Source organism: Streptomyces sp. NPDC015131, assembly GCF_043079975.1.
Taxonomy (GTDB): domain Bacteria; phylum Actinomycetota; class Actinomycetes; order Streptomycetales; family Streptomycetaceae; genus Streptomyces.
Genome location: NZ_JBIBVB010000004.1, coordinates 443,468 through 466,958 on the forward strand (window position 1 = coordinate 443,468; position 23,491 = coordinate 466,958).

3 protein-coding genes are annotated in these 23,491 nt (G+C 75.7%); all 3 read right to left on the reverse strand.

The genetic code is table 11. The features are described from left to right. Position 1 precedes the first annotated feature (1 nt). The 3 genes from ACF08D_RS17920 to ACF08D_RS17930 all read right to left on the reverse strand — a co-directional run bounded on the left by ACF08D_RS17920 (position 2) and on the right by ACF08D_RS17930 (position 23,455). Positions 2-1,501, reverse strand: coding sequence for a CoA-acylating methylmalonate-semialdehyde dehydrogenase (locus ACF08D_RS17920; protein WP_392223600.1), 1,500 nt, complete (start codon positions 1,499-1,501; stop codon positions 2-4). Between the two features lie 451 nt (positions 1,502-1,952). After that, positions 1,953-9,113, reverse strand: a complete 7,161-nt coding sequence (locus ACF08D_RS17925) for an amino acid adenylation domain-containing protein (RefSeq protein WP_392224094.1) — start codon at positions 9,111-9,113, stop codon at positions 1,953-1,955. Between the two features lie 20 nt (positions 9,114-9,133). Then, on the reverse strand, positions 9,134-23,455 hold the full coding sequence (locus ACF08D_RS17930; RefSeq protein WP_392223601.1) for an amino acid adenylation domain-containing protein: 14,322 nt from the start codon (positions 23,453-23,455) through the stop codon (positions 9,134-9,136). Positions 23,456-23,491: the final 36 nt, after the last annotated feature.

Below are 23,491 nucleotides of genomic sequence, written 5' to 3' on the forward strand. Positions count from 1 at the left end.
CTCAGCCCATCGTCGGGATGGTGAAGCTCGCGCCTTCCTTCACCCCGGAGGGCCAGCGGGAGGTCACGGTCTTGGTGCGGGTGTAGAAGCGGATGGCGTCGGGACCGTGCTGGTTGAGGTCGCCGAAGCCGGAGCGCTTCCAGCCGCCGAAGGTGTGGTACGCGACGGGCACCGGGATGGGCACGTTGACGCCGACCATGCCGGTGTCGACCCGGCGGGTGAAGTCGCGGGCGGTGTCGCCGTCGCGGGTGAAGACGGCCACGCCGTTGCCGTACGGGTGCTCGCTGGGCAGCCGCAGGGCCTCCTCGTAGTCGGCGGCGCGGACGACGCTCAGGACGGGACCGAAGATCTCCTCCTGGTAGATGCGCATGTCCGGGGTGACCCGGTCGAAGAGGGAGGCGCCGGCGAAGAAGCCGTCCTCGTGTCCGGGCAGGGTGAAGTCCCGTCCGTCCACGACGAGTTCTGCGCCCTCGGCAACGCCGGTGTCGACGTATCCGCGGACGCGCTCGAGGGCGTCGCGGCTGACCAGGGGGCCGAAGTCGGCGTCCGGGTCGTCGGAGCGGCCGATGCGCAGGGTGCCGAGGCGCTCCTTGAGGGCGGCGACGAGGGCGTCGGCGGTCTCCTCGCCCACGGGTACGGCGACGGAGATGGCCATGCAGCGCTCGCCGGCCGAGCCGTAGCCGGCGCCGATCAGGGCGTCGACGGCCTGGTCGAGGTCCGCGTCGGGCATCACGATCATGTGGTTCTTGGCGCCGCCGAAGCACTGCGCGCGCTTGCCGTGGGCGGCGGCGGTGGCGTAGATGTGCGCGGCGATCGGGGTGGATCCCACGAAGCCGACGGCCCGGACGCGCGGGTCCTCCAGCAGGGTGTCGACGGCGTCCTTGCCGCCGTTGACGACGTTGAGCACGCCGGGCGGCAGCCCCGCCTCCAGGAACAGTTCGGCGAGCCGCAGCGGAACGGAGGGGTCGCGCTCGGAGGGCTTGAGGATGAAGGCGTTGCCGCAGGCGAGGGCGGGGGCGGCCTTCCACAGCGGGATCATCGCGGGGAAGTTGAAGGGCGTGATGCCCGCGACGACGCCGAGGGGGGAGCGCAGCGAGTGCACGTCGATGCCGGTGCCGGCGTTGTCGGTGAACTCGCCCTTGAGGAGGTGCGGGATGCCGGCGGCGAACTCGACGACCTCCAGTCCGCGCTGGAGGTCGCCGTGGGCGTCGGCGACGGTCTTGCCGTGCTCGGCGGAGAGCATCCGGGCCAGGGACTCCCGCTCGCCCTCCACGAGCTGGAGGAAGCGCAGCATGACCCGGGCGCGGCGCTGGGGGTTCCAGTCGGCCCAGGCGGGCTGGGCCGCGGCGGCGTCGGCGACGGCCGCGAGGGTCTCCTCGCGTCCGGCCAGCGGCACGCGGGCCTGGACGGAGCCGGTGTTGGGGTCGTACACGTCGGAGAAGAGACCCGAGGTGCCGGCGGTGGGCTTGCCGCCGATGAAGTGTGTCAGTTCGCGGACCATGGAAGCCTGCTCTCGTCAGGAGGGATCCGGGGAGGGCACGGCGGGCGGGCGTGGCCGCACCGGTCGGGTGCGGTGCGACGGCCGGCCGTGGGACGCGCGGGCGGGATCCTCAGCGACGGCCGTGTGCGGGGACGCGGGCGTGCTTCGCCGGATCACCAGGGCCAGGGGTGCGGACCGGTGCCATGCGGGTCTTCTCCATCCTCGTGGACAGCACGGGACACCCGCGGCCGGTGTCCTGACTCCCGGATCGGGGCTCCCGTCCGGCTTCCCGACACCGCGGGCCTCGTGCTCCCGACGATATAGTTGGACGTCCTAGTAAGTCCACCCCGACATCCCGCGCGGGCGCCTCCCCCGGAGGCGCTTTCCCCGTACGTACGGAGGGCGCCGGCCCGGCCGCAGCCGGACCGGCGCCCTTCGCGCCGTACGCGCCCCAGGGGGCGGTGCCGTCCGCTCAGTGGCGGACCGCCGCCGCCCGCAGCGCCGCGTCCAGCACCGGGCCGATCTCGGCCAGCGCGTCGGGCGCCATCAGCTCGTCGTGCGAGCGGTCCAGGACGTGCTCGGTGAGGGTGCCGTCCACATGGGCGGGCCACACCAGCCCCGGGGCGTCCTCGGCGGCCGTGGTGCGCGACGCGGTGAAGAACAGCACGTCGCCCCGGTAGTGCCGGGTCGTGCTGCGCGACAGCAGGCGTACGCAGTGCACATTGGTGTCCACGACGGCGTGCAGCAGCGTGTCGTCGAACGCCGCCAGCAGGCCCTGGCTGTCACGGATCGCGGCGACGGCCTCCTCCCGCGACACCCCGGCCTCCCCGGCCCCGGGGGCTCCGGCCCCCGCCACCGAGAGCAGGAAGCCGCTCTCCTCCCGCTCCAGGCGCTCCCGCCAGTCCGGCGCGTCGGCGTAGGACCAGTCGTCGCGCTCCGGCGGGTAGGCGTCGAGCAGCGCGAGGAACGCCACCTCCTCGCCGCGCTCCTGGAGCAGGGCGGCCAGCGTGTGCGCCACCGTGCCGCCGAAGGAGTACCCGGCGAAGTGGTACGGGCCGGACGGCTGCACCTCCCGGATCGCCGCCAGGTACAGCTCGCTCAGCTCGGCGACGTCGGCCACGTCGGGCAGCGCGCCGGACAGGCCGGGCGACTGGACGCCGTACACCGGCCGGTCCGGGTCCAGGTGGCGCAGCAGACCGGTGTACTGCCAGCTGAAGCCGGACGCGGGGTGGAAGCAGAACAGCGGCGGCCTTCCGCCCTTCTCGCGCAGCGGCAGCAGGACCTTCAGGGCGTCCCGCCGGCTGTCGGAGCCGATCCGCTCCGCCACGTCGGCCACCGTGGGCGCCGACATCACGGTGCCCACCTGCACCGGGACGCCCAGCTCCGCGCGGATGCGGCCGACCAGCCGCATCGCGAGCAGCGAGTGGCCGCCCAGCTCGAAGAAGTTGTCCTCCACACCGACCCGGTCGAGCCCCAGCACCTCGGCGAAGATCCGGCACAGCAGCTCCTCGCGGCCGTCCCTGGGCGGCCGGCCCGCACCGGTCTCGCCGAGGGCGGGCGCGGGCAGCGCGGCCCGGTCGACCTTGCCGTTCACCGTCAGGGGCAGCGCGTCCAGCGCCACGAAGACGCTGGGCACCATGAACTCCGGGAGGGCGGCCGACAGGCGGGCGCGCAGCGCCTCGGGCGCCGTCCCGGCCTCCGCGCCCGACGCGGCGACGGTGTACGCGACGAGCCGCTTCACCCCGCCGGGCCCGGTGTGCACGGTGACGGCCGCCGCGGCGATCGCGGGGTCGTCCGTCAGCGCGGACTCGATCTCGCCCGGCTCGATGCGGAAGCCGCGGATCTTCACCTGGTGGTCGGCCCGGCCCAGGTAGTCGAGCCCGCCGTCCGCGCGCCACCGCACCAGGTCACCGGTGCGGTACATCCGGGTGCCGGGCTCGCCGTACGGGTCGGCGACGAACCGCTCGGCGGTCGGCGCCGGGCGCCCGGCGTAGCCGCGGGCCAGTCCGGCGCCGGCCAGGTACAGCTCGCCCGGCACACCGTGCGGCACCGGCCGCAGGGCGGCGTCCAGCACACGGGCGCGGGTGTTGGCGATGGGGCGGCCCACGCAGGAGGTGTCGCTGCCGTCCACGGCCGCGCCGAGCGCGTTGATGGTGTACTCGGTCGGCCCGTACAGGTTGTAGCCCATGGTGCCCTCGGTCTCCCGGAGCAGCGTCCACAGGGAGTCGGGCACCGCCTCGCCGCCGAGCAGCACCAGCGTGGGCCGGTGCCTGCCCTCGTCGAGGAGGCCCGCGTCGACGAGCTGCTGCCCGTACGAGGGGGTCACATTGACCACGTCGATGCCGACGCGGTCGTAGTGGGCGGTCAGCGCCGCCGGGTCGAGGCGCAGCTCCTCGCCGATGACGTGCACCTCGTGCCCGTCGACCAGCCAGAAGAACTCCTCCCAGGACATGTCGAACGCGAACGACACGGTGTGCGCCACCCGCATCCGGCGCCCCCCGGCCAGCTTCACCGCCGGGTCGAAGATCCGCTCCCGGTGGTTGACCAGCATGTTCGTCAGGCCCGCGTAGGGGACGCTGACGCCCTTGGGCCGGCCGGTCGAGCCGGAGGTGTAGATCAGGTACGCGGGGTGGCGGCCGTCCCGGGCGGCGGTCAGCTCCTCGTCCCGGACCGGGCCGTCCGGCAGGGCGGCCAGCCCGGCGGCGGTGTCCGGGGCGTCCAGCACCAGGGACGGCACCCCGGCCACGGCGGGCACCCGGCCGGTGACGGCCGTACTGGTGACCAGGCACAGCGGGCGGGCGTCCTCGACCATCACCGCCAGCCGGTCGACCGGGTTGTCGAGGTCGAGCGGCAGGTAGGCCGCGCCGGTCTTGAGCACGGCGAACAGCGCGACCACGAAGTCGGCCGAGCGCGGCAGGCCGAGCGCCACGACACGCTCCGGTCCGGCGCCGCGGGCGATCAGCGCCCGGGCGAGGCGGCAGGCGCGCGCGTCCAGCTCGGCGTAGCTGAGCCGCTCGTCCTCGAAGACCAGGGCCGTGGCGTCCGGGGTGGCCACGGCCTGGCGGGCGAACAGGTCGGGCAGCGGCACGTCGGGGACGTCGTGCCCCATGTCGTCGCCGAGCGCCAGGAGTTCCGCCCGCTCGGCGGCGTCCAGCGGCTGCAGCCGGCCGACCGGGGCGGCGCCGCCGGCGGCGAACTGCTCCACCAGCCGGCGCAGCCGCGCGGCGAGCCGCTCGGCGGCCTCCCGGTCGTACAGGTCGGGCCGGTAGGCGAGGGACAGCTCCAGGGAGGCGCCGGGGGTGACGGCGAGGGTCAGCGGGTAGTGCGTGCCGTCGACGCTGTGGGTCCAGCCGATGTCGTGGCGGGCGACGGCCTCCTCGCGGGCGGCGTCGTCCAGCGGGGTGTTGCGGAAGACGTACAGCGTGTCGAAGAGCCGGCCGACCCCGCTGACCTGCTGGATGCGGCCGAGGCCCAGGTAGTGGTGGGGCAGCAGGCCGGCGTGCTCGTGCTGCATCCGCACCAGCAGGTCGCGCAGCGCCTCGCCCTGGCGCAGCGTCACCCGGAACGGCAGGGTGTTCATGAACATGCCGATCACCTGGTCGACACCGGGGATGTCGGCCGGGCGGCCGGAGACGGTCGCGCCGAACACCACGTCGTCCCTGCCGGTCATGGCCGACAGGGACAGCGCCCAGGCCGCCGAGAGCACGGTGTTGAGGGTGACGCCGCAGCCGCGTGCGAGGGTCCGCAGCCGGTCGCTGGTCTCCTCCCCCAGCGCGATGTCGACCACCTCGGCGGTCACCGGGCGGCGCGACGGGTCGTCCGGGGCGACCAGGGTCGCCTGGTCGAGCCCGGACAGGTGGGCGCGCCACGCCTCCAGGGCGGCGTCGGTGTCGGTGCCGGCCAGCCAGCGCAGGTAGTCGCGGTAGGGGGTGACCGGCGGCATCCCGGCCGGGTCGCCGCCCCGGCCGTACAGCTGGAACAGCTCCTCGAAGAACAGCGACTCCGACCAGCCGTCGGTGAGGATGTGGTGCTGCGTCACACACAGCATCCAGCGGTCCTCGGCGAACTTCAGCAACGTCACCCGCATCAGCGGGGGCGCCGACAGGTCGAACCGGGTCGCGGCGTCGTCGAGGGAGAACGCCCGCTGGGCCGCGCGCTGCGCCCCGGCGTCCAGGTGCGTCAGGTCGCGCACCTCCCAGGGCAGCTCCCACGCGGCGGGCACCACCTGGACCGGGGCCGGGAGGCCCTCGTGCCAGAAGCCGGCCCGGAGGTTGGGGTGGCGGTGCAGCATGGCGTCGAACGCGGCGCGCAGCGCGGCCGTGTCGACGGCGTGCCGCAGCTCCACGAAGTTCTGCATCAGGTAGACGTCCAGCGCGCGGTCGTCGTAGACGGCGTGGAAGTACAGGCCCTCCTGGAGGGGGGCGAGCGGCAGGACCTCGGCGGCGTCCGGGAAGGCCCGTTCGACGGCGTCCCGTCCGGTGTCGTCCAGCGCCACCAGCGGCTCGCCGGCGCGGGCGGCCGGGCGGGCCGGGGAGGCGCCGTCGGTGTCGCGGGCGGCGGCGGCCAGGTTCGCGGGGGTGCGCTGCTCGAAGACGTCCCGCGGGGTGAGGACGAGGCCCTCCTTGCGGGCGCGGGTCACCAGCTGGATCGACACGATGCTGTCGCCGCCCAGGGCGAAGAAGTCGTCGTCGACGCCGGCCGACGCGAGGCCGAGGACCTCGGCGAAGACCCGGCAGACGGTCTCCTCGCGCGCGTCGCGCGGCGCCCTGGAGCCGGCCGTCCCGGCGAGCACCGGGGCGGGCAGCGCGGCCCGGTCCAGCTTGCCGTTGACGGTGGTCGGCAGGGTGCCGAGGACCACCACGGCGGCGGGGACCATGTAGTCGGGCAGCTCGGCGGCGAGCGCGGCCCGGGCCACGTCCGGGTCGGCGGTGCCGGTGACGTACCCGACGAGGCGCTTGACGCCGGGAGTGTCCTCGCGGACCACCACGGCCGCCGCCGCGACGCCGTCGAGCGCGGCGAGGGCGGCTTCCACCTCGGCGGGCTCGATCCGGAAGCCGCGGATCTTGACCTGGTCGTCGGTGCGGCCCAGGTACTCCAGCTCGCCGTCGGCGCGCAGCCGCACCAGGTCGCCGGTGCGGTACATCCGGTCGCCGGGCCCGCCGTACGGGTCGGCGACGAACCGTTCGGCGGTGAGCCCGGGCCGGCCCAGGTAGCCGCGGGCGGTGCCGTGGCCGGCGAGGTACAGCTCACCGGTGGTGCCGGCGGGCACCGGGCGCAGCGCGGCGTCCAGCACATAGGCGCGGGTGTTGCCGATCGGGCGGCCGACGACCGGTGCGGTGCTGTCGGCGAGGTCGGCCGCGAGGGCGTCCACGGTGTACTCGGTCGGCCCGTAGAGGTTGACCGACATGACCCCGCTCGCGGCGCGGACCTCCGACCACAGCGCGTCGGGCACGGCCTCGCCGCCGAGCAGCAGCAGCGCGGGCCGGTGGTGCGCGGCGTCCAGCAGGCCCCAGTCGAGGAGCTGGCGGGCGTAGGTGGGCGTGACGTCCATGGCGTCGACGCGGTGCTCGCGGACGTGGCGGACGACCAGTTCGGCGTCCCGGCGCTCCACCTCGTCCAGGACGTGCAGCTCATGGCCGGCGATCAGCCAGAACAGCTGCTCCCAGGAGGTGTCGAAGCTGAACGACGCGGTGTGCAGGGCGCGCAGGGTGCGCCCGCCCGCGGCGGCGACGGCCGGCCCGAAGACGTCCTCGATGTGGTTGGCGTACAGGTTCGCCAGGCCGCCGTGGGTGAGGACCACACCCTTGGGGCGGCCGGTGGAGCCCGAGGTGTAGATGACGTACGAGGGGTGGGCGGGGTCGGCCGGGCGGGTGGCGAACCGGGCGTCCTGGCACCCGAGTTCGGCGAGGGTCACGGGGTCGTCGAGCACGAGGCACGGCGGCCCGCCGGCGGGGAGCGGTCCGGCGGCCCGCGCGGTGGTGACCACGCAGACGGGGGCGGCGTCGTCCAGCATGTAGCCGATCCGGTCGGCCGGGTGGTCCAGGTCGAGCGGCAGGTAGGCGCCGCCCGCCTTGAGGACGGCGAGGATCGCGACCACGGAGTCGGCGGAGCGGGGCACGGCCAGGGCGACCACGGACTCGGGTCCGACGCCGCGGGCGGCGAGCAGTCCGGCGAGGCGGGCGGCCCGCTCGTCCAGTTCGGCGAAGGTCAGGCGGACCCCGCCGGACACCACGGCGGTCGCCGAGGGGGTGCGGGCGGCCTGTTCGGCGAAGCGGTCGGCGACGGTGCCGGCCGGGACCGGGCGGCCGGGCCCGTGCCAGGTCCGGCGGACGCGCTCCAGCTCGGCCGGGGGCAGCAGCCCGAGCGCGCCGACGGCGGTGCCGGGCTCGTCGGTGATCCGGGTCAGGGCCAGCTCCAGCCGGGCCGCGACGGCGGCGGCGTGGCGGGCGTCGAAGACGTCGGGGCGGTACTCCAGGCGCAGCAGCGCCCGCTCCTCCAGCGCGACGGCGAGGGTCAGCGGGTAGTGCGTGGCGTCCCGCGCCTCGATGCCGGTGACGTGCAGCCCGCCGGGCGTGCCGGGCCGGGCGTCGGGGTCCACCGGGTAGTTCTCGATGACGACGAGGGTGTCGAACAGGTCCCGGCCGCCGGCCTGCTTCTGGATGAGCCGCAGGCCCAGGTGGTGGTGGGCGAGCAGGGTGTTCTGCTCGTCGCGGAAGCGCCGCAGCAGCCGCTCGACGCTCTCGCCGGGGCGCAGCGTCATCCGCACCGGCACGGTGGTGATGAACAGGCCGAGCATCGACTCGACGCCGGGTATCTCGTCGGGGCGGCCGGAGACGGTGAGCCCGAACACCACGTCCTGGCGGCCGGTCGCCTGGGCGAGGACCAGGCCCCAGGCGCACTGGACGAGGGTGCTGGGCGTGGTGCCCAGGCGCCGGGCGGCGGCCGTCAGCCGGGCGGTGGCCCCGGCCGACAGCTCCAGATCGTGGGTGCCGGGGCGGACGGCCGGGCGGGTGTGGTCGGCCGGGGCGACCAGCGAGGGGTCCTCCAGGCCGGCGAGGGCGGTGCGCCAGGCCGTCTCGGCGGCGCCGGTGTCCTGCCGCTTGAGCCACTTCAGGTAGTCGCGGTACGGGCGGACGGGCGGCAGCCCGGCGGCGTCGCCGTCGCTGTCGTACAGCGCCAGGAGGTCCCCCACGAGCAGCGGCATGGACCAGCCGTCGACCAGGATGTGGTGGACGGTGATCACCAGCCGGTGGTCGTCGTCGCCGTGGCGGGCCAGCAGCAGGCGCAGCAGCGGCGGCCGGTGCAGCGCGAACCGGCGGGCCAGTTCGGCCTGTTCGGCCCGGCGCAGCGCCTCGGCGGGGTCGGCGCCGGAGGCGGTGAGGTCGGTCCGCTCGACGGCGATCGTCACCTCGGCGGGGACGAACTGGACGGGTTGCGGGACGCCTTCGTGCCAGAAGCCGGCCCGCAGGTTGGGGTGGCGGCGCAGCAGGGCGGCCGCCGCGCGCTCCAGGCGGGCGGCGTCGACCCGCCCGCCGAGGGCCACCGTCACCTGCACGGTGTAGACGTCGGTGACGTCCTGGTCGTAGACGGAATGGAACAGCATGCCCTGCTGCAGGGGGGACAGCGGGAGCATGTCCTCGATACGAGCCTGCTTCACTGCTGGGCCCTCCACATTTCTTCGAGCATGGTGATCTGGTCCTGGTCGAGGTCGAGCAGGTCGAGGTCGGAGGGCGTGTGCCCGGCGGTGGTGCCGCCGTCCGCCCAGGCGGCCAGCGCGCCGAGGGCGGCCAGCCAGCCGTCCGCGAGGTCGCCGACCGCGGTCCGGGAGAGCGCGTCGCCCGCCCAGATGAAGGTCGCGGCCAGTTCCGGTCCGTCCGCGCCGTTCTCGATCTCCGCGTTGACCTCCAGCGGGTGCGAGAGCGGGGTGGCCGGGTCGGGGCGTACGGCGAGGGAGTCGGCCTCCGCCGCCGGGCCCCAGTCGGCGTCCGCGGCCCCGGCGGTCTGGCGGCCGAGGTAGTTCCACAGGATCTCGGGGCGGGCGTCCGGGTCGAACAGCCGCGCCGTGCCGGCGTTGAGGTGGCGCAGCAGCCCCGCGCCGACGCCCCCGTCGGGTACGCCCCGCAGCAGCTCCTTGACCTCCTTGAGCGCGGCGCCGGCGTCCTCGCGGCCGGCGAGGACCGCAGCGGGGTCGTAGCCGCCGGTGGCCAGCCGCAGCGGGTACAGGCTGGTGAGCCAGCCGACCGTGCGGGTGAGGTCGGCGCCGGGCACCAGTTCCTGCTCCCGGCCGTGGCCCTCCAGGTCGACGGTGAGGCCGGTGGCGGCCGCCGCGCGCCCGTTGCGTGCCGCCCAGTCGCCCACGGCCAGCGCGAGCGCCGTCAGGAGGGTGTCGTTGACGGTGCCGTGGAAGGCGGACGGGACGGCGGTGAGCAGGGGCGCGGTGCGGTCGGCGGGCAGGCGGACGGTGAGGTGCCGGGCCGTGGCGGCGGTGTCGCGCGCCGGGTCCAGCGCCCGGTCGGTGAGCACCCGTTCGCGGGGCGCGGCGTCCAGCCAGCGGTCGAGCGCGGCCAGTTGCCGGGCGCTGTGCGCCTCGGCCGCCAGTCCGGCGGTCCAGGTGCGCAGCGAGGTGGGCACGGGGTCGAGCGCGACGGGCCGTCCGGCGGTGACCGCCTCCCAGGCGGAGCGGAGGTCCGGGAGGAGGATCTGCCAGGAGACCTCGTCCACCACCAGGTGGTGGGCGACCAGCAGCAGCCTGCCCGGCCGGGCGGGGCCCGCGTCGAGGTGGACGGCGCGCAGGGTGGCCCCGGTCTCCGGGTCGAGTTCGCCGGCCGCCCGGTCGGACTCCCGGGCGACCAGGTCGCGCAGGTCGCTCGGGTCGCCGCCGTCGGGCGCGGTGGCGTCCACGGTGCGCAGCAGCGCGGCGGCGTCCAGGGTGCCGCGTTCGCGCACCTCGGCGCTCCACAGGCCCGGCCGTGCGACGGTCAGGATCTGGCGGAGGCCGTCGTGGTGGTCGACGACCGCCCGCAGCGCGGCGGCGAGGTCGTCGTGGCGGACCCCGGCGGGCAGCCGCACGAGCCGGGCCTGGCAGAACCGGGCGATCGGGCCGCCGCGGGAGGCGAACCAGTGCGCGACGGGCGGCAGGACCAGCGGCCCGGTGCCGCCGTCGTCGGCGGTGCGCGGCTCGGCGCCGCCGGTCTCCCGCTCGCAGACGGTGGCGAGCTGCTCGGGCGTGGGGTGCTGGAACACCTGCCGGGCGGTGAGCGTGAGGCCGGCCTTGCGGGCCTGGCTGACCAGCCGGATGGAGACGATGCTGTCGCCGCCCAGCTCGAAGAAGTTGTCGCCGGTGCCCACGGCGGGCAGTCCGAGGACCTCCGCCATCAGGCGGGCCAGGGCGATGGCCGTGTCCTCGGCCCCGGTCGCCGGGACACCGGCCCGGGGCGCGGGCGCCGCGGTGGGGGTGGCCGTGGGGGGTGCGGGGAGGGCGCGGCGGTCGAGTTTGCCGTTGGGGGACAGTGGCATGGCGTCCAGCGGTACGAGGACGGCGGGGACCATGTACTCGGGCAGCCGCCCGGCGGCGTGGGCCCGCACCGCACCGGTGTCGACGGCCGCACCCGGGGCGGGGACGACGTAGCCGACGAGCTGCTGGAGCCCGGGGCGGTCCTCACGGACCACGGCCACCGCCTGGGCCACCGTGTCCGGCTCGGCCAGCACCGCCGCGATCTCGCCCAGCTCGATACGGAAGCCGCGCAGCTTGACCTGGTCGTCGGCCCGGCCCAGGTAGTCCAGCCGCCCGTCCGGCAGCCACCGCACCAGGTCACCCGTCCGGTACATCCGGCTGCCCGCGACGCCGTACGGGTCGGCGGTGAACCGCTCCGCCGTCAGCCCCGGACGCGCCACATACCCGCGCGCCAACTGCACACCCGCCAGATACAGCTCACCCGGCACCCCGACCGGCACGGGACGCAGGCCCGCGTCCAGCACGTACACCCGGGTGTTCCACACCGGAGACCCGATGGGCGCGGAGGGCCCGCCCGCCGTGACCGACCCGGCGGGGCAGGAGGCGGCGGTGACGTCCACGGCGGCCTCGGTGGGTCCGTAGAGGTTCTCCAGGGCCACGGTGCGCCCGCCGGCGGAGGTGTGGAAGCGGTCGACCAGGTCGGTGGGCAGGGCCTCGCCGCTGCACACCACCAGCCGCAGCGACGGGCAGGACGCCACCTCGACCTCGGCGACGAACGCCGCCAGCATCGAGGGCACGAAGTGCAGGACACTGACCCGCTGTTCACGGATCAGACCGGCCAGGTACGCGGGGTCCTTGTGCCCCTCCGGACGCGCGATCACCAGCGGAACACCCCGGGCCGGAGCCCAGAACAGCTCCCACACCGACACGTCGAACCCGGCCGGGGTCTTGTGCAGCACCCGGTCGCCGGTGCCGAGACCGTAGGCGCCCTGCATCCACTCCAGGCGGTTGACGATCGCCTCGTGCTCCACCATCACGCCCTTGGGACGCCCGGTGGAACCCGACGTGAAGATCACATACGCGGGGTGGCGCGGCAGCAGCGGCGCGCACCGGTCCGCGTCGGTGATCCGGCCCGAGGGCAGCCCGTCCAGCTCGGCGGTCACGGAGGGCGAGCCGAGCCGGATGCGCTCGGCCTGAATGCCGTCCGGCAGCAAGGTTGCCGACACGGTGTCGGTAAGTATCGCGGCGGGGGCCGCGGTCGCGCACATGTAGGCGAGGCGGTCGGCGGGCAGCGTGAGGTCCAGTGGCAGGTAGGCGCCGCCGGCGCGGACCACCGCGTGCACCGCCACCAGCAGGTCGAACGACCTCGGCAGGGCCACGGCCACCACCGACTCGGGGCCCACGCCCCGGCCGATCAGCAGCCGCGCCAGCCGGTTCACCCGCTCCTCGAACCCACCGCGCGACAGCACCTCGCCCTCGAAGACCAGCGCCGGCGCCGAAAGATCACCCGCACCCGCCTCCACCAGTTCCGCCAGCGTCACCGGACCGGCCAACTCCCGGCCGGTGTCGTTCCAGGTGGTCAGCACCCGCTCCCGCTCGGTGCCGTCCATGACGGCAATCTTGGACACCGGGCGGTCGGGCCCGGCCGCGACCTCCTTGAGCAGGCGCAGCAGACGGTCCGTCAGACGCTCGGCACCGGACCGCTCGAAGAGGTCCGTGGCGTACCGCAGGCCCCCGCTCATGCCCGTACCGCCGGAGGACGCCCCGAAGGCGAACTCCAGGTCGAACTTGGACCCGCCGATCTCCACCGGCAGCTCCTCGGCGGGCGCCCCGAACAGCCCGGGCACCTCGGTGGTCACCGAGTGGTACGTGACCATCGTCTGGAACAGCGGGTTGCGCGACTGCGCCCGGGTCTGGCCCACCGCCTCGGCCACGGCCTCCAGCGGCAGGTCGGCGTGCGAGAACGCGGCCAGACCGGTGTCCCTGACCCGGGCGACCAGGTCGGTGAAGGTCGGGTCGCCGGACAGGTCGGCCCGTAGCACCAGGGTGTTGAGGAAGAACCCGACCAGCGGGTCGACCTGCTCGTCCTCCCGGCCGGAGACGGGGCTGCCGAGCGGGATGTCGTCGCCGGCGCCCAGCCGGTGCAGCAGGGCCGCGACCGCCGCGTGCACCACCATGAACATGGTCGCGCCGGTCTCCCGGGCGATCCGCGCCAGGGCGCCGGCCGTCACCGCGTCGATCTCGAACGGCACGACGTCACCGCCGTGCGAGGCGACCGCGGGGCGGGGCCGGTCGGTGGGCAGGGCCAGCTCCTCCGGCAGCCCGGCCAGCGCCTCGCGCCAGTACGCCGCCTGACGGCCCGCCACCGACTCCTCGTCGCGTACATCACCCAGCAGATCGCGCTGCCAGAGCGCGAAGTCCGCGTACTGCACCGGGAGTTCCGCGAACTCCGGCGCCCGGCCCGCCACCCGGGCCGCGTAGGCCGTGTCGAGATCGGCCAGCAGCGGACCGGTGGAGTACTCGTCCGTGGCGATGTGGTGCAGCAGCAGCACCAGCACGTGGTCGTCCTCGGCCGCGCTCAGCAGCGTCACCCGCAGCGGGATCTCCCGCGCCAGGTCGAAGACATGGCCGCCCGCGGCCTCCGCCTCGGCCGCCAGCCGCCCGGCGGCGACCCGGCGGACCGTGAACGGCACCGTCGCGTCGCGCCCGGCCAGCACCCGCTGGAAGGGCTCGCCGTCGACCTCGGTGAACACGGTGCGCAGCACCTCGTGCCGGGCCACCAGGTCCTCCACGGCCGCTTCGAGGGCGGCGGGGTCGACCGCGCCGCGCACCCGCACGGCCAGCGGCACGTTGTACGCCGTGCCGGGCCCGCGCACGCTGTCGATGAGCCACAGGCGGCGCTGCGCGTACGACAGGGGCAGCAGCTCCGGACGCTCACCGGCCCGGGTCAGGGCCGGGCGCTCCGACGCGGACCGCTCGGCGAGCCGGGCCGCCAGCGCCGCCACCGTACGCGCCTCGAACAGGTCGCGGACGGCGCACTCGACGCCGAGGGCGGCGCGCACGCGGCTCACCGCGCGGGTGGCCAGCAGGGAGTGGCCGCCGAGGGCGAAGAAGTCGTCCTCGACACCGGCCGCGGGCAGGTCGAGCACCTCCGCGAAGATCCCGGCGAGGATCTCCTCCCGGGCGTCCCTCGGGGCCCGGGAGGGCCCGGCGGTCGCCGTGGGGGGTGCGGGGAGGGCGCGGCGGTCGAGTTTGCCGTTGGGGGACAGTGGCATGGCGTCCAGCGGTACGAGGACGGCGGGGACCATGTACTCGGGCAGCCGTCCGGCGGCGTGGGCCCGCACCGCACCGGTGTCGACGGCCGCACCCGGGGCGGGGACGACATAGCCGACGAGCTGCTGCAGCCCGGGGCGGTCCTCACGGACCACGGCCACCGCCTGGGCCACCGCGTCCGGCTCGGCCAGCACCGCCGCGATCTCGCCCAGCTCGATGCGGAAGCCCCGCAGCTTGACCTGGTCGTCGGCCCGGCCCAGGTAGTCCAGCCGGCCGTCCGGCAGCCACCGCACCAGGTCACCCGTCCGGTACATCCGGCTGCCCGGGACGCCGTACGGGTCGGCGGTGAACCGCTCCGCCGTCAGCCCCGGACGCGCCACATACCCGCGCGCCAACTGCACACCCGCCAAGTACAGCTCACCCGGCACCCCGACCGGCACGGGACGCAGGCCCGCGTCCAGCACGTAGACCCGGGTGTTCCACACCGGAGACCCGATGGGGGCCGACGCGGCACCGGCGGACGCCTCGCGGGGCGGGCAGGAGGCGGCCGTGACGTCGACGGCGGCCTCGGTGGGGCCGTAGAGGTTCTCCAGCGCGACGCCCATGGCGCCCGCCGAGGCGTGGAAGCGCGCCACGAGGTCCCCGGAGAGCGCCTCGCCGCTGCACACCACCAGCCGCAGCGACGGGCAGGACGCCACCTCGACCTCGGCGACGAACGCCGCCAGCATCGACGGCACAAAGTGCACCACGGTGACCCGCTGTTCACGGATCAGACCGGCCAGATATGCCGGGTCCTTGTGGCCCTCCGGGCGCGCGATCACCAGCGGGACGCCCCGCGCCGGAGCCCAGAACAGCTCCCAGACGGAGACGTCGAAGCTCATGGGCGTCTTCTGGAGCACCCGGTCGCCGGCGCCGAGGCCGTAGGCGCCCTGCATCCACTCCAGGCGGTTGACGATCGCCTCGTGCTCCACCATCACGCCCTTGGGACGCCCGGTGGAACCCGACGTGAAGATCACATACGCCGGGTGGCGCGGCAGCAGCGGCGCGCACCGGTCCGCGTCGGTCACGGGGGTGCCCGGCAGCTTGTCCAGTTCCGCCCGGATCTCGGGCGCGTCCAGCACCACGGGCTCGGTGCCGGGCCGCTCGGGCAGGGCGCCGAGCGACGCGAGGTCGGTCAGTACGCACACCGGGGTCGCGGTGGCGGTCATGTGGGCGAGCCGGTCGACCGGGAGGCCGGTGTCCAGCGGCAGGTAGGCGCCGCCGGCGCGGACCACCGCGTGCACCGCCACCAGCAGGTCGAACGACCTCGGCAGGGCCACGCCGACGACGGTCTCGGGGCCGACGCCCCGGCCGATCAGCAGCCGCGCCAGCCGGTTCACCCGCTCCTCGAACCCACCGCGCGACAGCACCTCGCCCTCGAAGACCAGCGCCGGCGCCGAGGGGTCACCCGCGCCCGCCTCCACCAGCGCCGCCAGCGTCACCGGACCGGCCAACTCCCGGCCGGTGTCGTTCCAGGTGGTGAGCACCCGCTCCCGCTCGGCGTCGTCCAGCAGGTCGAGCGAGGCCAGCGGGGCGTCCGGGTCGGCCACCACCCGCTCGAGGAGGCGCAGCAGACGGGCCGTCAGGCGTTCGGCGCCCGACCGCTCGAAGAGGTCCGTGGCGTAGCGCACGCCGCAGGTCATGGCGGTGCCGTCGCCCGGGGCGCCGCGCCGGAAGAGGATCTCCAGGTCGAACTTGGCGGCCCCGGAGCGGATGTTGTGCTCCTCGGCCCGGGTGCCCAGCAGGTGCGACAGGTCCGGGCCGCCGCCCTCGTAGGCCACCATCGTCTGGAAGAGGGGGTGGCGGGCGAGGGAGCGCTCGGGGTTGACGGTCTCGACCACGCTGTCGAAGGGCAGGTCGGTGTGGTCGAGCGCGGCCAGGTCGGCCGCCCGGACGCGCTGGAGCAGCTCGGCGAAGGTCGGCGTGCCCGACAGGTCGGTGCGCAGCACGGCGGTGTTGACGAAGAACCCGACGAGGTCGTCCAGCGCCGCGTCGCCCCGGCCCGCGACCGGGGTGCCCAGCGGGATGTCGTCACCGGCGCCCAGCCGGTGCAGCAGCGCCGCGACCGCCGCGTGCACCACCATGAACATGGTCGCGCCGGACTCGGCGACCAGCCGGTCCAGTCCGGCCACCACGTCGGCGGGTACACCGGTGACGACGGTGTCGCCGCGGTGGGTGGGAACGGCGGGGCGGGGGTGGTCGGTGGGCAGGGCCAGCTCCTCGGGCAGCCCGGCCAGCGCCTCGCGCCAGTACGCCGCCTGACGGCCCGCCACCGACTCCTCGTCGCGTACGTCACCCAGCAGATCGCGCTGCCAGAGCGCGAAGTCCGCGTACTGCACCGGGAGTTCCGCGAACTCCGGCGCCCGGCCCGCCACCCGGGCCGCGTAGGCGTGCTCCAAGTCCCGCAGGAACGGACCCATCGACCACTCGTCGCTCGCGATGTGGTGCAGCAGCACCACCAGGACGTGGTCGTCGTCCGCCGCGCTGAGCAGCGTCATCCGCAGCGGGGTCTCGCGGGCCAGGTCGAACGGCTCCCCGGCGAGGCGCTCCACCTCGTCGGCCAGGTCCCGCGCGGCCACCTGCCGGACGGCGAAGGGGACGTCGGCGTCCGCCGCGGGCAGCACCCGCTGGTGGGGCTCGCCGCCGGTCTCGGTGAACACGGTGCGCAGCACCTCGTGCCGGGCGGCCAGGTCGCCGGCGGCGGCGCGCAGGGCGTCCGGGTCGACGGCGCCGCGCAGCCGCAGGGCGAAGGGGATGTTGTAGGTGGCGCTGGGGCCCTCCATCTGGTGCAGGAACCACAGGCGGCGCTGCGCGTACGACAGGGGCGGCAGCTCCGGCCGCTCACCGGCCCGGGTCAGGGCCGGGCGCTCCGACGCGGACCGCTCGGCGAGCCGGGCCGCCAGCGCCGCCACCGTACGGGTCTCGAAGACGTCGCGGACCGTGCACGCCGTGCCGGCGGCGCGGACCCGTGCCACGACGCGGGTGGCCAGCAGGGAGTGGCCGCCCAGCGCGAAGAAGTCGTCCTCGGCGCCGAGCTCCGCGAGGCCCAGGACCTCGGCGAAGACGGCGGCGACGCGTTCCTCGGCGGCTCCGCGCGGGGGCCGGGAGGACGTGCCGGTGCCGAGGGCCGGGGCGGGGAGGGCGGCCCGGTCCAGCTTGCCGTTGACGTTGGTGGGCAGCGCGTCGAGGGCGACGACCGCGGCCGGGACCATGTACGCGGGCAGTTCGGCGGCGAGGTCGCGGCGCAGCTGCGCCGGGTCGGCGGTGCCGGTCACATAGGCGACGAGCCGGGGCACACCGGGGACGTCCTCGCGGACGACGACGGCGGCGGCCCCGACGCCCTCGCGGGCGGTCAGGGCGGTCTCGATCTCGCCCGGCTCGATCCGGAAGCCGCGGATCTTGACCTGGTCGTCGGCGCGGCCGAGGAACTCGACGAGCCCGTCGGGGCGGCGGCGCACCAGGTCGCCGGTGCGGTACATCCGGCCGCCGGGCTCGCCGAAGGGGTCGGCGACGAACCGCTCGGACGTCAGGACGGGCCGGCCGAGGTAGCCGCGGGCGTTCTGGACTCCGGCGAGGTACAGCTCGCCGGGCACACCGGGCGGGACGGGGCGCAGCCGGGCGTCGAGGACGTGGGCGCGGCTGTTGTCGAGGGGGCGGCCGATGACGGGGGTGGCGCAGTCGGTGACCCGCGCCATCAGGGCGTCGACGGTGAACTCGGTGGGGCCGTAGTAGTTGACGGTCTCCACGTCGTGGTGGGCGCGCAGTTCGTCCCAGAGCGCGGCCGGCACGGCCTCGCCGCCGAGCAGGAACAGCGGCGGGCGCCACTCCCCCGCGAGCAGCCCGGCGTCGAGGAGCCGGCGGGCGTAGGAGGGGGTGACGTCGAGGGTGTCGACGCGGTGTTCGCGTACGTGGGCGACGACGGCGTCGGCGTCGCGGCGCCCGTACTCGTCGAGGAGGTGCAGCTCGTGCCCGGCGACCAGCCACAGGAGCTGTTCCCAGGAGGAGTCGAAGGAGAACGAGGCGGTGTGCAGGGCCCGGACGCGTCGTCCGAGCCGTGCGGCGACCGGCGCGTACAGCTCGCGGTGGTGGTCCCAATAGAGGTTGGCGAGGCCGGCGTGGTGGAGGGCGACGCCCTTGGGGCGGCCGGTGGAGCCGGAGGTGTAGATGACGTACGCCAGGCCGTCGGGGTCGGCGGCGGGCAGGGCCGGCCCGGTGGGGGCCTGGGCGAGCCGGGCGGCGGTGGCGGGGGCGTCCAGGACGAGCCGGGGCACGCCGGGCACGGCCGGTACGGAGGCGTCGGCGGTGGTGGTGGTGACGACGCAGGCGGGCCGGGCGTCGTCGAGCATGTGGGCCAGCCGCTCGGCCGGGTGGTCGAGGTCCAGCGGCAGGTAGGCGCCGCCGGCGCGGAGCACTGCGAAGGCGGCCACCACGGAGTCGGCCGAGCGGGGGACGGCGAGGGCGACGACGGAGTCCGGGCCGACGCCCTCGCGCACGAGGAGGCGGGCGAGCCGGTCGGCGCGGTCGTCCAGTTCGGCGAAGGTGAGCCGGGTGTCGCCGCACACGAGGGCGGTGGCGCCGGGGGTGGCGGCCACCTGCTCGGCGAGGATGTCGGTGACGGTGCCGGCCGGGTGGACGCGGGTGGTGTCGTGCCACTGGGCGAGCAGGGCGCGCTCGGTGTCGTCGTGGAGGTCGAGGTCGGCGACGGGGGTCGCGGGGTGGGCCACGGCCAGGGCGAGGAGCCGCAGCAGGCGGTCGGCGAGGGTGGCGGCCGTGGAGCGGTCGAACAGGTCGGCGGCGTAGAAGACTTCGAGGTCGAGGTCGTCGCCGTGGGCGGTGTCCGAGAAGGTGATGTCGAGGTCGAACTTGGTCACGCCCGGGTCGACCCGGTCCACCCGGGTGCGCAGGCCGAAGAGGGCCTGGACGTCCTGGGTGACGGTGCTGTGGGACACCATCGTCTGGAAGAGGGGGTGGCGGGCGAGGGAGCGCTCGGGGTTGACGGTCTCGACCACGCTGTCGAAGGGCAGGTCGGTGTGGTCGAGCGCCGCAAGGTCGGCCGCCCGGACCCGCTGGAGCAGCTCGGCGAAGGTCGGCGTGCCCGACAGGTCGGTGCGCAGCACGGCGGTGTTGACGAAGAACCCGACGAGGTCGTCCAGCGCCGCGTCGCCCCGGCCCGCGACCGGGGTGCCCAGCGGGATGTCGTCACCGGCGCCCAGCCGGTGCAGCAGCGCCGCGACCGCCGCGTGCACCACCATGAACACGCTGGTGCCGCTCTCGCGCGCCAGGCGCCGTACGGCGTCGGCCAGTTCGGCGGGCACGGCGCGGTGCACCATGCCGCCGGCGTTGCTCGCGACCGCGGGGCGGGGGCGGTCGGTGGGCAGGGCCAGCTCCTCCGGCAGCCCGGCCAGCGCCTCGCGCCAGTACGCCGCCTGACGGCCCGCCACCGACTCCTCGTCCCGTACGTCACCGAGCAGATCACGCTGCCAGAGCGCGAAGTCGGCGTACTGCACCGGGAGTTCTGCGAGCTCCGGCGCCCGGCCCGCCAGCCGGGCCGCGTAGGCGTGCTCCAGGTCCCGCAGGAACGGACCCATCGACCACTCGTCGCTCGCGATGTGGTGCAGCAGCACCACCAGGGCGTACGCCCCGCCCGCCGGGTCGCGCAGCAGGGTCGCCCGGACGGGTGCCTCGGTGGCGAGGTCGAAGAGGTGGCCGAGGGCGGCCTCCGCCTCTGTGTCGAACCGGTCCTGGGTGACGTCGGTGACGCGCAGCCGGACACCGGCCCGTTCGGGGGCGAGCACCGTCTGGTAGGGCTCGCCGTCCCGCTCGCCGAAGACGGTGCGCAGCGCCTCGTGCCGGGCCACGACGTCGCCGAGCGCGGCGTCGAGGGCGGCGGCGTCCAGCGGCTCGTCGAAGCGGGCGACGAAGGGGATGTTGTAGGTGGCGCTGGGGCCCTCCATCTGGTGGAGGAACCACAGGCGCCGCTGCGCGTACGACAGGGGCGGCAGCTCCGGACGCTCACCGGCCCGGGCGGGGTGGGGGCGTCCGGCCGTGGCGCGGCCGGCGAGCCGCGCGGCGAGGCCGGCGGGGGTGCGCGCCTCGAAGACGTCGCGGATGCCGCATTCGGTGCCGAGGGCGGTGCAGACGCGGGCGACGACCCGGGCGGCGAGCAGGGAGTGGCCGCCGAGCTCGAAGAAGTCGTCGTCGGGTCCGGTCGCGGGCAGGCCGAGGACGTCGGCGAACACCCCGGTCAGGATCTCCTCGCGGGCGCCGCGCGGGGCCCGGCCGCCGCTGCCGGTGAGGCCGGCCGGGTCGGGGGCGGGCAGGGCGCGGCGGTCGATCTTGCCGTTGGCGGTGAGGGGGAAGGCGTCGAGGACGACGATCGCGGACGGCACCATGTACTCGGGCAGCCGGTCGGCGACGGCCCGGCGCAGCGCGGCCGGTTCGGGGGCGGTGGCGCTCTCGGCGCCGGCCGCGGGGGTGACGTAGCCGACGAGGTGCTGGGAGCCGGGGCGGTCCTCGCGGACGGTGACCACGGCGCGGCCGACGGAGGCGGAGGCGCCGAGGGCGCTCTCGATCTCGCCGAGTTCGATGCGGAAGCCGCGCACCTTGACCTGGTCGTCGGCGCGGCCGAGGAAGTCGATCCGGCCGTCGGGGCGGCGGCGGACGAGGTCGCCGGTGCGGTACATGCGGGTGCCGGGCTCGCCGTAGGGGTCGGCGACGAAGCGCTCGGCGGTGAGGGCGGGGCGGCCCAGGTAGCCGCGGGCGAGCTGGGCGCCGGCGAGGTACAGCTCGCCGGGCCGGCCGGCGGGGGTGGGCCGCAGGGAGCTGTCGAGGACGTAGGCGCGGGTGTTCCAGAAGGGGGTGCCGATGTCCGGGGTGCCGGTGTGGTCGGGGGCGAGGGCGGTGGAGGTGGCCCAGACGGTGACCTCGGTGGGGCCGTAGACATTGGTGACCGACCGGGCGGTGCGGGCCAGGCGTTCGGCGAGGGCGGCCGGGAGGGCCTCGCCGCCGACGAGGACCTTGGTGCCGCCGAGGGAGGTGGGGCGGCCGTCCTCCAGCAGGGCGTGCCACAGGGAGGGCGTGGCCTGCATGACGGCGGGCCGGTGGGTGTCGACGAGCGCGGCCAGCGCGGCGGGGTCGCGGACGGTGTCGCGGTCGGCGAGGACCACGGTGGCGCCGCTGATCAGCGGGGTGTGGATCTCCAGGGCGGCGATGTCGAAGGAGACGGTGGTGACGGCGACGAGGGTGTCGCCGGGGGTGAGGGCCAGTTCGCGGGCCTGCATGTGCAGGAAGTTGGCGAGCGCGGAGTGCGGGACGACGACGCCCTTGGGGCGGCCGGTGGAGCCGGAGGTGTGGATGACGTAGGCGGGGTGGGCGCCGGAGAGGGGCGCGGTCCGCTCGGCGGGGTCGAGCGGGGCGGCGGGCAGGTCGGCGAGGGCGGCCAGGGTGTCGGGGGCGTCGAGGACGAGGGTGGCGGTGCCGGGGACGTCCGGGGCGGCGGGGGCGGCGTCCAGGGTGGTGAGGACGCAGGCGGGGCGGGCGTCGCGGACCATGAACTCCAGCCGGTCGGCGGGGTAGTCGAGGTCCAGCGGCAGGTAGGCGCCGCCGGCCCGGAGCACGGCGGCCATGGCGACGACGAGGTCGGCGGACCGGGGCAGGGCGAGGCCCACGAAGGTCTCGGGGCCGGTGCCCCGGGCGATCAGGAGGCGGGCGAGCCGGTTGGCGCGGGCGTCCAACTCGGCGTACGTGAGGCGGTGGTCGCCGGCGATCAGGGCGGTGGCGTCCGGGTGGCGGCGGGCCTGCTCCTGGTACGCGTCGGCGACGGTGCCGGCGGGCACCTCGTGGGCGGTGTCGTTGACGGTGTCGGTGAGGGCGCGGCGGGTGGCGGCGTCCAGCAGGTCGGGGCGGCCGACGGGGGCCTGGGGGCCGGCCTCGGCGGCCTCGGTGAGGAAGCGGGCGAACTCGGCGCTGCGGGCGGCCAGGGTGTCCTGGTCGTAGGCGCCGGGGTTGCCGTCGAGTTCGAAGCGGATGCGGCCGGTGGCGGCGTCGTGGTGGAGGCCGAGGGTGAGGTCGTCGACGGGGCCGGCGGCGACGTTGTGCACGGTGCCGGGGGCGCCGGCGAAGTCCAGCGCGTTGTCGAACGCCTTGACGTTCACCATGGGCCCGAGGAGGCCCTGTTCGCGGCCGACGAGACCGAGGTCGCGGCGGATGTCCTCGGCGCGGTACCGCTGGTGGCGGCGCAGGTCGCGGACGCGTCCCGCGACGTCGGCGGTGAGCGCGGCGAGCGTCTGGCCGGGGTGTACGGGCACGCGCAGCGGGAGCACGTTGACGACCATGGCGGGGACGCGGAGGGCGGCGGAGCCGAGCCGGGCCATGGCGGGCAGCGAGAGCAGGACGTCGCGGCTGCCGGTGGAGCGGTGCAGGAAGGCGGCGAAGGCGGCGGTGACGACGTCGGCCCAGCTGCCGCGGGCGGCGCGGGCGACGGCGAGGAGCCCGGCCGTGGCCTCGGGGGTGAGCGTGGCGGTCTCGCGCAGGAAGGTGGGGGAGGCGGGGACGGACGCCCCGGCGAGCGGCTCGGGCTCGGGCCGGTCGGCGAGGCGGGCAAGCCAGTGGTCGCGGTCCTCGGTGCGGCGCGCGGAGTTCAGGTAGGCGCGCTCCTCGTCCAGTACGGCGGCGAGCGGGCCGAAGGGGGTGGGCGCGGGTTCCTCGCCGCGCGCCAGGGCGGTGTAGACCTCGGCGGTGCGGCGGGACAGCAGCGAGAAGCCGTAGGCGTCGAGCGCGATGTGGTGGACGCGCTGGTACCACAGGGCGCGGTCGGGGCCGAGGAGGTGCAGGGAGAAGGCGAAGAGCGGTTCGGTCCGCGGGTCGGCGGGCCGGTTCATGTCGGTGCGCATCCACGCCAGGGCCGCGGCGCGGGGGTCGGGCGCGCCGGTGTGGTCGTGGATCTCCAGCACGGGTCCGGTGAGCGGGCCGGTGGCGGGGATCTGCCACGGGTCGCCGTTGTCGTCCTCCTCGAAGCGGACGGTGAGGGCCTCGCACTCGTCGACCGTGCGGCGCACGGCGGCCTCCAGGAGCGCGGGGTCGGTCGCACCGTCGATCTCGACGTACTGCCCGACGTTGTAGACCGGGGAGTCGGGGGCGAGCCGCTGGCCGTACCAGACACCGGTCTGCGCCCCGGTGAGGGGAAGACGCCGCAAAGCACGCTCGGTCATGGGATCTTGCTCCAGTGTGGGCATGCGGCGGACCGG